We start from the raw sequence: 13,380 nt of genomic DNA, 5'->3' as shown, positions 1-13,380 counted from the left end.
CATCTTTTATGCAATGCTCTATCTTATCTATGGAAGTAAGTATTGTCCTAGTTAAATGCCGTTCCGGTTTTTTAATCTGTTAATACTTAAATTGTCCCATTAAAGGAAATAATTTAATGAATTATTCATAATTTTCTTATATTCCAACTAATATAAGGTCTATTATATAATTATGATTATTAATTAATTCCCAAAAGTAGAGTAGGGTTAATATTGTAGGAGGGTATTAACGGGTAAGTAAGTATCATAAAGTCGTACAATAGAGAAACACGTTGTACGATAGAAAGTTAAATCTATAAGTTTAATTTAGCAATTATTGATTGGTAATATATGGATTTTAGAAAACTAACCGCTAGACCGAAGAGCTTTCCAGGCGCTTTTATGAAAGCGGCATATGTTTATAAGGTAGTTCGTGGTAACGTTTTATTATGGTACAAGATAAGCCACCTATCGGTGGCAGCTTAAAAGAAGATACTCTTGACCGATAAATATTTATGGAGGATTATAATACTGGTATTTGATTTGTTTTAACTTGAGTTATAAAGACTGAATGTTAGACATACATAAGATAATATATAATTGAGTTATGAGTAACTTGCACTCTGAGCAGCATTTGGTCAATGAATTAGCGGTAAAAACTCTTAAGGCCATTTCTAAAGAGCAAGCAATTCCTTACAGCAGGATCAAAAAGATTTTTTCCGAAGGAGATAAGGAAATAGCCAAGGCTTTCTGGATAATGTTGCGAAAAATATCTCCCAATCATAAGTATAATTCTGTTTACTATTGCCCTGATTGTAAAGAATTTGATTTAGAACGCAAAGGAAGAAAGATTCCTTGGTAAGAAAACATTAACTATAAGTAATTTATGGAAATAGTCGGTAAAGGAATATCTATAAAACATATTTTTCTAGACCGTGGTAATTGGTCTCGATTTCGCTAAAAAATACGGCAAGCTAAGATACGGCATTATTTTCAACGTCACTAAAGTTATATCGTGTGGAACGAAATATTTAGGATTTAAACGTTATAGCTGCCGTGATTGTAACCGCAATAAATCGTTAGCATTCAGCTGTAAAGGTAGGTTTTGTTCTCGTTGTGGTAAGAAACAAACGGATCAATGGGTGAGTAAGGCTAGCAATGTTCTACCAAAAACACGATGGCAGCACATTACATTTACAATGCCGGACTCTTTATGGCCGATATTTTGGCTCAATCGTGATCTGTTTGGATTGATTTCCGGTATTGCAGCAGGAATTATTAAGGAGATAGCTACAAAGAAAAATCTTGTGGTTGGTATATTTACTGCCTTACACACTTTCGGTAGAGATTTAAAACGCAATGTTCATATCCATTTATCGGTTACTTGCGGCGGTATAAATAGCAAAGGCAAGTGGCAAAAATTATTTTTTCCTGCCGAACCTATTAAAAAAATGTGGAGACATAGAGTCCTTGAGTTATTTCGCTTTCAATATATCTCAAGTAATTTGAAGTTGCCGTCCGCATATCAAAATGCTGAGAATTTTAATAACTGGATGAGTAGTTTATACGAAATCAGTTGGTATGTTTATTTACAAAAACCATCGGATGATCATAAACGCAACATAGAATATTTAGGGCGGTATATAAAACGCCCCCTATTTCCGAGACAAGAATAGAAAATTACGACGGAAAGCAGGTAACGTTTAAATTTCTTGATCACTATAATAATACAATTGATCGCATAACTATGCCCGTGATGCAGTTCATAGCTAGTCTGATTATGCATATACCAGATCGTTATTTTCGAATGATTAGGTATTACGGTTTTTTATCTAATAGAACTAGGGGCGTACAATTACCTATCGTATATAAGGCAATTAATCAAATCGTTCATAAGAAAACTAAGCTCATTAGTTGGAGATTAATGATTTGGTTGAATTTTAAAATAGATCCTCTGTTTTGCTATAATTGCAATAAATGTATGAATCTGCGGCAAGTTTATTACGGTTTATCTCCGCCATTGTTATTAATAAGAATCAATGAATTATTATCAACGCCTAGATAACATCATTATGGCGAACACTTCTTTCACGTCTTAGCCACATAATTTGTAAAACTGAACCTATTTTTAGATAGATTCTGGCAGAGATTTTTATAAAAGTGTTGATAATTTCTAATATTGTGGCTTGTAACTACATTTTATTAAACGAATTTTCAAAGTTTTGATTAACAATTTTTCTGGTTACAAATTTTGAAATTCCTATACTATAAAATATATTTTTAGTTGACAATCACAACACGGGAGAAGATAAAGGGATATAGTCCCTGCAATTGTGTTTGAACTTTCAGGATAACTGCAGTTTAAAAAAGAATTCAAAATAAAAAAGCAATAAAAACAGAGTAAAAAAATGATTGGATTAAGAGAGGAATTTTCAGGCATACATATTCAACCTTTTTACAAGAATTATCATTTACCGCAATTTAATTTGACAGAGAAATTAGGGGACGGTTGCGAGATTATCATACCTGATTTTATAATTCAGGAAGAAGCTAAAGGAAATTACGATGTTGCAGACTTTGACAATGATGAAGAAAAGATGTTATGTACAGTAACCGACACGGTCATTGAGGATGCGTTGATGTATGATTGGGTTTACGCTCCTCGTATTTACAATGAAAAAGTAGCGTATCTATGTGATCTAATACCTTTTAAACTCATTACACCCGCTGCAGAGTATAAATTTTTATCTTTTGGCGGTTGTGGGATGGATATGACTTACAAGCTTGAAGCTTACCAGTTATTAGCTGATGGTTCATACGATACTAATTCAAATTTTGCAAAAGAGGGTATTAAGTACTTTGAGCATTATTACGGCAAAGAACATAGTGCCGTAAAAGCAATAAAAGAGTTCCTTGGTTCTTAAATAGCAGCTTAAAAGGAATAAAAGTCATAAGATCCAAAATTCGGTGAAAAGCTATATGCAGCTGTTCTAAAACCTTACTTTAAATGTCTTTATACGGTTTTTACCATAATTTATAATACAATATATAGGTTTTCCAATTAACCGGAAATAAAAAAACAGATTTCTATGCTCTGTCTTTAATATAAAGACGGTGTTGTAAAAAGGTTTTTCCTTAAGACATTATCAGTGCCTAATAGACACTAGAAGCCTCTTCTTTGCTTAGATACACCTTCAGTTGCTTGTATATCCCTATATAACACTCAGTTACTAGCGTATAACCACTATCTTACAATCTAATTCCAGTTGAGACCATATTCTATCAGAGCTATAAACTGTATAGCCGGTTGATATCGCAAGAGCAAGGCATGCCCGATCTCCAAGTGACAGCCCTAAACTTTTTGTTTGGCTAATAATATCAGCACTTGTTAGAGCTAGTTTTGTATCAAAAGGCATAATCTTTTCAATTAAGCTATGAATGATATTGGATACTTCCTCTTTAGAAAGACCTCGTTTTTCTATAAGAAATTTAGCTACTTCTGCAACGTTAACACTGCTCATAATTGATTTTGGTAAAATAGAAGCTACGACTTCGTATCCTTTCTCTTCGGAAAGTAACGTTATTAATGCTGAAGCATCAAGGATTACATATTGATCTGGATTATTCATCTAAGGTAAATTCCTTGTTTTCATTATTTGCATCGATCCTTCTGGAGTCAAGAAATTCATCTACAGCAGAATTAGCATTAGCATTATACTTTTTAAATAATTTCTGCGCAGCTTTAATTTCTTTATTAATACTGACAATATGAAGCTCATCATTTATGGCTCTAATTACAAACGTGTCGCCTTGTTTATAATTTAAAGAGTTTCTAATATTAGAAGGTATTAATATTCTACCGTGCTTATCCATTTGCGAGTGTTCTATTTTCATGGGGTTATTCCTAATACAGTAATTATATTAATAATAACTTATAAAAGTTTTATGTCAATTATATAAATAATGCTATATATAATAATCCGCTATATTTTGAGATAAATATAACGCTCCAAAAACACGGAGCCTGTTGAAAAAATCAAAAAAGTTATTTTTAAGAAAAAATTTTTTCTAATTATAATAAAAGATATTTTTTAATAACAACAAGAAATGCAAGAAGTTCATGTTTATCAACCTAAACCCGTTCAATACTTAGATATTAAGGTGTTAATCCCTAAGAACCATATTTTATGCAAAATAGACAAATTGCTTGATTTATCTTTTGTAAGAGAGCTTACGGCTTCGTACTATTGTTGTAATATCGGCAGACCATTGGTAGATCCCGAACTGTTTTTTAGAATGATAGTAGTAGGTTATATATTTGGTATACAATATGATCGAAAGCTATGCTAGGAGATCATTTATAATCTTGCCTATCGTTTAGGACTGCAAACTAAATTTAGAACAACCTGTTCCCGATCATTCAACTTTGAGTAAAATAAGAGTTAGGCACGGCTCTAAAGTGTTTGAAGAATTTTTTCACCGAGTAGTAGATTTATGTTTAAAAGCAGGGTTAGTATAGTTGGCACTCGACAGTTGGTTCTTTATATCAATCTTCTCCCAGATATTAACCCACCAATTAAATACCCGACATAACTATTGCCAAGAAGGAAGGAATTTGTATAATGCAATAATGTCAAAAAGTGAAGATTTTAGGAAATTATCAATAAGCGCACAAGCGTCGATGAGAAAGATTGCTCTAAAACTAGTAAAAAGAGGAGAGAGTCAATCGTCGGTAGGTGAATTAATAGGAGTGAGTCGCCAGACAGTAAATGAATGGGTAAGGAGGGAAAAGAGAGGCGACAAGTACGCAATTAGTGGGAAGTTAAGAGGTAGAAAGATAGGAGAGAAAAGGCTTATAACCGAAGATCAAAGTAAAATAATACAAGGGTACGTAAATATCTCTAGACCAGAAGATCACAATATCAAATCAGCATTATGGTCAAGAAAATCAGTTAATGCACTCATCAAAAAACATTGTGGATTTTTTTTCCCCTAAGTACAATAGGCGAATATTTAAGAAGATGGGGGTATACTGCACAAAAGCCAAAGAAGTTAGCATATGAGCAGCAACCCAAAAGGGTTCAATTTTGGTTAGATGAAGAATATCCGTCAATAGCCAAGCAAGCAGAATATGAAAAGGCAGAAATACATTGGTGCGACGAAGTAGGGATAAAACAAGAGTGTCAGGTATTACAAAGCTATTCTTTAAAAGGAAAAACCCCTGTTGTGATTCATAAATCGAAGAGATTTAGTATAAACATGATATCCACTGTTACAAATAACGGTAAGCTAAGGTTTATGCTGTACGAAGAGACACTAAAAACAAATGTATTTATAGAATTTTTACGGAGGTTGGTAAAATACTCCAAGAAAAAAATCTTCTTAATCCTAGATAATCTCAAGGTTCATCATAGCAAAAAAGTACAAATATGGACTCGGAAACATAAAAAGAAAATTTCTTTATTTTTTCTGCCTCCGTATACTCCGCAACATAATCCGGATGAATATTTAAACAACGATTTAAAAAGAAATGTAAATAGGAAACATATACCTCTTACAAAATCTGAACTCCAAGGGAATTTAAAATCTTACCTAAGGACTCTGCAAAATAACCCAGAACATATCAAAAGATTATTTCAGGCGAAAGAAGTAAAATATGCCGCCTAAGTCGGGTATTTAATTGGTGGGTTAATATAAAAGGTTATATAGTCTCTCCGTCAAAACTCTCTACCCCTGAATTAGAAGGGGTTTCATGTTATAAATGGCTTACGAAATCCATAAGAAAATGTTATAATTAGCGCATAAAGCTTATGGATTTTAAAGTATATGCCTATAGAAAATATTAGTTTTTCTCAAAAACAAGAAAGATTATTTGGTGAAAAATTATCTATACAACTAAATCGCAAAAACAAATTATATAAACTGAGAGATTTGGTAAATTGGTCTGAACTTGAAGCGCTGGCATTAGCTAAGGTTGAAATCAAGCAATTCGGTAGAAATAAGAAGGATCATAGAGTAATGCTAGGACTATCAATGCTGCAAGCTATGTATAACGGTTCTGATTCGTTTACGGAGGAAGAATTAAAGGAAAATATATATTGGCAATATTTTTGCGGCTATGAGTATATGCAACAAGATATTGACGTATCGGAGGCGACTATACGTAGATTCCGCAATGCTCTGGGAGAGGAAGGATATAAAGAGATTCTAAAAGAGCTTTTGCGTATAGGACTGAAGGTCGGAGCACTCAAAAAAAAGACTTGGAATCGGCGATTATAGATACGACTGTACAGATTAAGAATATCAAACATCCACATGACGTACATTTAATGGAGACCGCAAGAGCAAAAGTAGTAGATCTCTGTAAACGACTTGGTATTTCGCTTAACGAGACATACGCCAAGAGTTTTAAATATAAGACGATCAAGCTTTGGAAGTACAAGGAAGATAGTAAAGCAAGGCAACGTAGAAAAATAATGATAAGCTTAAAAGTCCGCTTAGGTAGGTTGATCCGTATATGCTGGAGAGGTATAGAAAAATCAAAATTAGAACTATCTGCTGAGGATAGCGCCATTTTTACGAGAGTTAAAAATATTCATGCCCAGTCTGTGCTTAAGAAAAAGGACAAGGATATTTATAAAAAAGAGCATAAGATAGTCTATAGCTTTCATGCTCCGGAGGTAGAGTGTATCGGCAAGGGTAAAATGAATAAACCTTACGAATTTGGTAACAAAGTCGGGATTGCAGTAAGCGGCCGAGGCAACTTTATTCTTGGGGTTAAATCTTTTCACGGTAACCCCTACGACGGACATACTTTAGATCAAACGGTATCGGAGCTGCGCAAGCTAAGTCCGGAGACTAGCAAAATTTTTGTAGATCTTGGTTACACCGGCCATAACTTCAAAGAAAAAGGCAAGGTTTTTACCGCCAAGACCAAGAAAGCTTTATCAACCGATGACAAAAAGATGCAAAAGCGGAGAAGTGCAATTGAACCGATAATAGGTCATCTAAAGAATTTTGGTCGTATGGGTAGAAACTACCTTAAGGGAATAATTGGAGATATCGTTAATCCGCTTATCTCTGCCGTTGGCTTGAATTTGCGTAGAATCACTAATATTCTCAAAGAATCCACCGCATAATAATTTTCCGAAAATCTTAATAATTTAAGCAATTAGCATTGCTCAAGAGAGAATCATGAGTAAATTGTGAATTTTTGCCATCATAGCACCTAAATTTTATATTTTTGGTAAAAAAATACCCCAAAAAAATAAAAATGCGATGATTGACTTTTAAAATTATTAAAACTACATCAAAAATTTAGAATTTTGACGGAAAGACTATAGAGAGCGAAAATAAGCTCTCTGTGACTTACAGTATTGATCATTTTTCGTAAAAATCAAGATTTTTATTGTAAATTTTTAAAGTAAGTATTATTTTTATACAAAAAATAATATAATAAATATTAACATTATGAATAACAAGAATGAACATATACTGTATCAAGCAATAGCTGATTATGGAAAATATACAGATAATCAGAATAAAGTTTTATGTGCTTTAATAGATAACGCTGTTGATAATTTAGTATATGTTTCTGTAGCAAAATTACATAAACAAACAGGAGTTATTAGGTCTACTATTTATGCTACGCTTAATGTATTACAAATAGATGGAATTATAGAAAAAGATCAAAATAATAAGGGGTTATTTAAAATAGCTCAAGACAAAATAGATTTTATAGTCAAATCTTATCAAAAAACAAAAAAAGAATAATTTAATAGTGTCAGTATTTTTCTTAAAAAAGTATTGACACTTCTATTTCTTCCTTATACACTAATCTATAAGCAAGGCATAAAAAAACTCCTGAAGCTACGAACTTCAAACGTTTTTATGTCTTGTGACTGAGGATATTTAGATTTTCGACGACTTAAATATCCTCATTAATTCAACAACTCACCTTTAACAGGAGAATTATATGTAGTGCGCCAAGGGAAGTGCGTAAGAATCAGTTGGTGAGAATCCGACCTATGCAAAGGCTAACCACCAGCATAGAACTAACCATTGCATTGTGGGAGGTGACAAACACAATGAAGCCAATGGTAAGGACATATCAGGCCGCAACGAAAGTGAAGGTATTGAGCTCCGAAATATTCAAGATCATAGAGGCCGACGTTTTTGCATTATGCGGAAGGCAGTATGAATGGTGGCGTTAAGGTAAGTTATCATTCACTCTATCGGGGTCAAAGTCCGTGGCATGGTATGAGATGGAGTTTACGTAAACTTGGGAGATCTTCTGTGTTCTCGGAAGAGTATGTCGGGACAAGTCAAAACAGGCGAGAACTGGCAAATGATACAGAAGAAGTCAGACTGACTGATAGTACTTGGAGCATAGGAAAGCTATGTACATGGGGAAGCGGTCAGCAATGGGAAGCCTGGTTAAGTACCAGTCATAATAATACACTGAGGTTATAATAAATGATGCAGGTTAAACTTAATCAGATAGCTAGGAGAGCGAGGCAAGATAAACAACTAAAATTTACATCGTTAATACATCATGTAAATGAGGCTAATCTTGCAGAATGCTATCAAGAACTAAAGGCTAATAAAGCTTGTGGAATTGATGGTGAGACAGTGGAAGCTTATGGCAAGAATTTAAGAGAAAGGCTTGGTCAATTAGTGGCATCCATGAAGTCAAAGCAGTATTGTCCTAAACCAGTGAAGAGGGTTTATATCCCAAAAGCTGGTAAGAATGAGAAGCGTGGACTTGGTATACCATCAGTTGAAGATAAGTTAGTTCAAATTATGCTAAAGAAGATCTTAGAACAGATTTATGAAGCAGAGTTTTTGGATGTATCTTATGGATTCAGACATAAATTAAGCTGTCATGATGCGGTAAAAGCATTAGACAAAGCGGTTATGACTAAACCAATTAACTATATTGTAGAAGTAGATATCAAAGGGTTCTTTGATAATGTTAATCATTATTGGCTACAACGATGTTTAGAGGAGAAAATAATTGATCGTAATTTATTATGGTTAGTAAGGAGATTCTTAAAAGCTGGAGTAGTTGAGGATGGAAAGCAGTTAGCAACTGAGGTAGGAACTCCTCAAGGAGGAGTAATTAGTCCATTGCTTGCAAATATCTATCTTCATTATGTACTAGACTTATGGTTTAAGAAAGAAATTAAATCACAAGCAAAAGGACACATGGAGCTAATACGCTACTGTGATGACTTTGTAGTATGTTGTGAAAGTGAAAAAGATGCAAAGAATTTTCTGAAATTACTTCACGTAAGGTTAGAAAAGTTTGGTCTAGAGGTATCAGAAGAAAAGACAAAAGTGCTTAAATTTGGACGACAAGTATGGAAACAAGCTCGAAGAGGCAAAGAAAAAGTAGAAACTTTTAACTTTCTTGGTTTTACGCATTATTGCGGTAAGAGTAGGCAAGGATATTTCATTATGGGTCATAAGACCAGTAAAGAAAATCTCTGTCGGAAACTTAAAGAAACTAAGGAGTGGTTAAAGCAAATACGAAATAAATTGCGTCTTAAAGAATGGTGGCCAGTACTCAAATCTAAATTAACGGGACATTATAATTACTTTGGAATTAGCGGTAATTATCGCTGTCTTCAGCAGTTTTATAATAAGATCTTTTTGATTGTATTTAAATGGATAAATCGTAGAAGTCAGAAGAAAAGTATGAATTTAGACCAATATCTAAAATATCTACAATGGAATCCATTACCGACACCGAGGATATGCTATCCAATGTATTAATTCTAGCTTTTATAGCAAATGTTCCATTGAAGAGCCGTGTGCGGGAAAACTGCAAGCACGGTTCTGCGGGGGATGTCGTGGTAATGATCGTTTAATTAACAAATTAAGAGGAAATTAGAGGAAGAGAAATTATCACGGCGTCTACCTAATTAATAGCAACAATTTTGCCTTAAGTAAAGATACAATCTTTGGGACAAAAAATCACGACAATATCAATTCCATATTGAATAATATCAAATCATTCGAGAAAATAAATATTACCAATTTGTTATATCTTTGTTTCTCTGTAAGAGAAGTGGAGGTATAAAAATGACTGCAATAAAAGACCGTTTTATTTCACGAGAAGAAATATCCAAGCTTCTCTGGGGTATGATTAATGATATTTCTACCCATAGTTTATCAATGTGGTTAAAATCAAAAACCGATGATGAATTTGTGGTAGTGCCAAGAGAATTTTGTGTTTTAGTAGTGTCATTTTTGGAACGACAAGTTCCACAGAAGGAACATTTACTGTTTAATTCGCAAAATGTACTTGGGCAACTTGAAGAAATAAAACGCTATTTGTAACTGTAAAATAAGAAATTGTCCCAATTAATTGTATTTTTTACTATCGGTAAAATACTTTTGGTTAAGTACAGGGCTTATATTAATTTTATAAGAGTATTAACTTCTTATAAGAAAGATAGCCCTGTGCTGCTGAAATTGAAACAATTTATCAAGACAAAATTACACTTTTGCTTTGACATATTAACCCACCAATTAAATACCCGACTTAGGCGGCATATTTTACTTCTTTCGCCTGAAATAATCTTTTGATATGTTCTGGGTTATTTTGCAGAGTCCTTAGGTAAGATTTTAAATTCCCTTGGAGTTCAGATTTTGTAAGAGGTATATGTTTCCTATTTACATTTCTTTTTAAATCGTTGTTTAAATATTCATCCGGATTATGTTGCGGAGTATACGGAGGCAGAAAAAATAAAGAAATTTTCTTTTTATGTTTCCGAGTCCATATTTGTACTTTTTTGCTATGATGAACCTTGAGATTATCTAGGATTAAGAAGATTTTTTTCTTGGAGTATTTTACCAACCTCCGTAAAAATTCTATAAATACATTTGTTTTTAGTGTCTCTTCGTACAGCATAAACCTTAGCTTACCGTTATTTGTAACAGTGGATATCATGTTTATACTAAATCTCTTCGATTTATGAATCACAACAGGGGTTTTTCCTTTTAAAGAATAGCTTTGTAATACCTGACACTCTTGTTTTATCCCTACTTCGTCGCACCAATGTATTTCTGCCTTTTCATATTCTGCTTGCTTGGCTATTGACGGATATTCTTCATCTAACCAAAATTGAACCCTTTTGGGTTGCTGCTCATATGCTAACTTCTTTGGCTTTTGTGCAGTATACCCCCATCTTCTTAAATATTCGCCTATTGTACTTAGGGGAAGAAAAAATCCACAATGTTTTTTGATGAGTGCATTAACTGATTTTCTTGACCATAATGCTGATTTGATATTGTGATCTTCTGGTCTAGAGATATTTACGTACCCTTGTATTATTTTACTTTGATCTTCGGTTATAAGCCTTTTCTCTCCTATCTTTCTACCTCTTAACTTCCCACTAATTGCGTACTTGTCGCCTCTCTTTTCCCTCCTTACCCATTCATTTACTGTCTGGCGACTCACTCCTATTAATTCACCTACCGACGATTGACTCTCTCCTCTTTTTACTAGTTTTAGAGCAATCTTTCTCATCGACGCTTGTGCGCTTATTGATAATTTCCTAAAATCTTCACTTTTTGACATTATTGCATTATACAAATTCCTTCCTTCTTGGCAATAGTTATGTCGGGTATTTAATTGGTGGGTTAATAGTATAACAAGTGTAATACAATGTATTTATACTTAATACATAAGTAAAGGGGTTAATTATGAGTACAATTACAGCTAGAATACCTGATGATTTAAATGCAGCACTAACAGAAGTTGCTAAACAAACTGAGAGGTCTAAAAGTCATATCATCCTTAAGGCAATTCAAAGCTATGTCTTGGAATTACAGGAAGATATAGAAGATTATAATACTGCAGTAGAAGTATTAGCACAAAATAATCCTAGGGTTTCATGGGAAGAAGTACAGAGGAACTGTGGCTTATTGGAAGATTGAATTTGACACAAAGGCTCAAAAACAGCTCGAAAAACTGGATAAACAGTCTCAAAAAAAAGTGCAGAGTTATCTTAACAAAGATATATTAAACCTTGAACATCCCAAGCTTTTCGGGAAAGCCTTAAGAAATAATAAAAAAGGCTTATGGCGTTATCGAGTAGATAAATTCAGGATAATTTGTAAACTGGAAGAGAATAAACTTATTATTTTAATAGTTGCAATAGCCAAACGTGATGTTGTTTATGAAGATTAATTTTAGCTATTGACTGGCTAATATAGTATGATATTGTTACTGGGTACAAGATAAGCCACCTATCGGTGGCAGCTTAAAAGAAGATACTCTTGACCGATAAATATTTATGGAGGATTATAACACTGGTATTTGATTTGTTTTAACTTGAGTTATAAAGACTGAATGTTAGACATACATAAGATAATATATAATTGAGTTATGAGTAACTTGCACTCTGAGCAGCATTTGGTCAATGAATTAGCGGTAAAAACTCTTAAGGCCATTTCTAAAGAGCAAGCAATTCCTTACAGCAGGATCAAAAAGATTTTTTCCGAAGGAGATAAGGAAATAGCCAAGGCTTTCTGGATAATGTTGCAAAAAATATCTCCCAATCATAAGTATAATTCTGTTTACTATTGCCCTGATTGTAAAGAATTTGATTTAGAACGCAAAGGAAGAAAGATTCCTTGGTAAGAAAACATTAACTATAAGTAATTTATGGAAATAGTCGGTAAAGGAATATCTATAAAACATATTTTTCTAGACCGTGGTAATTGGTCTCGATTTCGCTAAAAAATACGGCAAGCTAAGATACGGCATTATTTTCAACGTCACTAAAGTTATATCGTGTGGAACGAAATATTTAGGATTTAAACGTTATAGCTGCCGTGATTGTAACCGCAATAAATCGTTAGCATTCAGCTGTAAAGGTAGGTTTTGTTCTCGTTGTGGTAAGAAACAAACGGATCAATGGGTGAGTAAGGCTAGCAATGTTCTACCAAAAACACGATGGCAGCACATTACATTTACAATGCCGGACTCTTTATGGCCGATATTTTGGCTCAATCGTGATCTGTTTGGATTGATTTCCAGTATTGCAGCAGGAATTATTAAGGAGATAGCTACAAAGAAAAATCTTGTGGTTGGTATATTTACTGCCTTACACACTTTCGGTAGAGATTTAAAACGTAATGTTCATATCCATTTATCGGTTACTTGCGGCGGTATAAATAGCAAAGGCAAGTGGCAAAAATTATTTTTTAGTATAGGAAATTCAAAATTTGCAACCAGAAAAATCATCAATCAGCTTTTTAAAAATTCGTTTAATAAATATGTAGTTACCAGCCACAATATTAGAAATTATCAACACTTTTACAAAAATCTCTGCCAGAATCTATCTAAAAATAGGTTCAGTTTTACAAATTATGTGGCCAAGACGTGAA

Annotated in this window: 14 protein-coding genes and 2 pseudogenes; 14 read left to right on the top strand and 2 right to left on the bottom strand. The window is 33.4% G+C overall.

What is annotated here, in order from left to right; genetic code table 11:
* Positions 1 to 586 precede the first annotated feature (586 nt).
* The 3 genes and pseudogenes from N3Z16_RS05080 to N3Z16_RS05070 all read left to right on the top strand — a co-directional run bounded on the left by N3Z16_RS05080 (position 587) and on the right by N3Z16_RS05070 (position 2,903).
* Entirely contained in the window at positions 587 to 841 is a 255-nt protein-coding gene (locus N3Z16_RS05080) for a hypothetical protein (protein WP_282485543.1), read from the top strand.
* A 73-nt stretch (positions 842 to 914) separates the two neighbouring features.
* Positions 915 to 2,044 (top strand): annotated as a pseudogene (locus tag N3Z16_RS05075) (IS91 family transposase).
* A 343-nt stretch (positions 2,045 to 2,387) separates the two neighbouring features.
* The gene (locus N3Z16_RS05070) at positions 2,388 to 2,903 is read left to right on the top strand and encodes a hypothetical protein (protein WP_282485632.1); all 516 of its coding nucleotides are present in this window, start codon (positions 2,388 to 2,390) and stop codon (positions 2,901 to 2,903) included.
* 306 nt (positions 2,904 to 3,209) lie between these two features.
* On the opposite strand, the gene N3Z16_RS05065 is transcribed toward N3Z16_RS05070, so the two are convergent.
* Both N3Z16_RS05065 and N3Z16_RS05060 read right to left on the bottom strand, forming a co-directional pair.
* Entirely contained in the window at positions 3,210 to 3,608 is a 399-nt protein-coding gene (locus tag N3Z16_RS05065) for a type II toxin-antitoxin system VapC family toxin (protein ID WP_282485631.1), read from the bottom strand.
* Positions 3,601 to 3,873, bottom strand: coding sequence for an AbrB/MazE/SpoVT family DNA-binding domain-containing protein (locus tag N3Z16_RS05060; protein ID WP_282485630.1), 273 nt, complete (start codon positions 3,871 to 3,873; stop codon positions 3,601 to 3,603). Before N3Z16_RS05060 ends, N3Z16_RS05065 begins: the two co-directional genes overlap by 8 nt.
* A 213-nt stretch (positions 3,874 to 4,086) precedes the next feature.
* On the opposite strand from N3Z16_RS05060, the gene N3Z16_RS10975 reads away from it, so the two are divergent.
* The 11 genes and pseudogenes from N3Z16_RS10975 (at position 4,087) to N3Z16_RS04995 (ending at position 13,379) form a co-directional block, all read left to right on the top strand.
* Positions 4,087 to 4,329, top strand: a complete 243-nt coding sequence (locus N3Z16_RS10975) for a transposase (RefSeq protein ID WP_410519610.1) — start codon at positions 4,087 to 4,089, stop codon at positions 4,327 to 4,329.
* 46 nt (positions 4,330 to 4,375) lie between these two features.
* Positions 4,376 to 4,498, top strand: a pseudogene (locus tag N3Z16_RS10970) (hypothetical protein); the annotation flags it as partial.
* On the top strand, positions 4,499 to 4,975 hold the full coding sequence (locus N3Z16_RS05055; protein WP_282485628.1) for a helix-turn-helix domain-containing protein: 477 nt from the start codon (positions 4,499 to 4,501) through the stop codon (positions 4,973 to 4,975). It abuts the pseudogene before it with no gap.
* Positions 4,954 to 5,646, top strand: coding sequence for an IS630 family transposase (locus N3Z16_RS05050; protein ID WP_282485627.1), 693 nt, complete (start codon positions 4,954 to 4,956; stop codon positions 5,644 to 5,646). The genes N3Z16_RS05055 and N3Z16_RS05050 overlap by 22 nt, the downstream gene beginning before the upstream one ends.
* Positions 5,647 to 5,805: 159 nt before the next feature.
* Entirely contained in the window at positions 5,806 to 6,258 is a 453-nt protein-coding gene (locus N3Z16_RS05045; RefSeq protein ID WP_282485554.1) for a transposase, read from the top strand.
* Complete coding sequence (locus N3Z16_RS05040) at positions 6,240 to 7,118, top strand: transposase (RefSeq protein ID WP_282485553.1); 879 nt, start codon at positions 6,240 to 6,242, stop codon at positions 7,116 to 7,118. Before N3Z16_RS05045 ends, N3Z16_RS05040 begins: the two co-directional genes overlap by 19 nt.
* A 331-nt stretch (positions 7,119 to 7,449) precedes the next feature.
* Entirely contained in the window at positions 7,450 to 7,752 is a 303-nt protein-coding gene (locus tag N3Z16_RS05035; RefSeq protein ID WP_282485626.1) for a hypothetical protein, read from the top strand.
* 486 nt (positions 7,753 to 8,238) lie between these two features.
* Entirely contained in the window at positions 8,239 to 8,451 is a 213-nt protein-coding gene (locus N3Z16_RS05030; protein ID WP_282485625.1) for a hypothetical protein, read from the top strand.
* Positions 8,452 to 8,454: 3 nt separating this feature from the next.
* Positions 8,455 to 9,756 (top strand): group II intron reverse transcriptase/maturase, encoded by a 1,302-nt coding sequence (gene ltrA, locus N3Z16_RS05025; protein ID WP_282485624.1) that lies wholly within the window; start codon positions 8,455 to 8,457, stop codon positions 9,754 to 9,756.
* A gap of 2,620 nt (positions 9,757 to 12,376) precedes the next feature.
* Positions 12,377 to 12,631: a hypothetical protein gene (locus N3Z16_RS05000; protein ID WP_282485616.1), complete on the top strand. Its 255-nt coding sequence runs from the start codon at positions 12,377 to 12,379 to the stop codon at positions 12,629 to 12,631.
* Positions 12,632 to 12,704: 73 nt separating this feature from the next.
* Positions 12,705 to 13,379 (top strand): IS91 family transposase, encoded by a 675-nt coding sequence (locus tag N3Z16_RS04995; RefSeq protein ID WP_282485615.1) that lies wholly within the window; start codon positions 12,705 to 12,707, stop codon positions 13,377 to 13,379.
* The last annotated feature ends 1 nt before the right edge of the window (position 13,380 follow it).

It is taken from the genome of Candidatus Megaera polyxenophila (assembly GCF_029982035.1).
Taxonomy (GTDB): Bacteria; Pseudomonadota; Alphaproteobacteria; order Rickettsiales; family Rickettsiaceae; genus Megaera; species Megaera polyxenophila.
The sequence above is the reverse complement of the archived record's forward strand: the minus strand, read 5'-3'. Positions and strand labels throughout refer to the sequence as shown.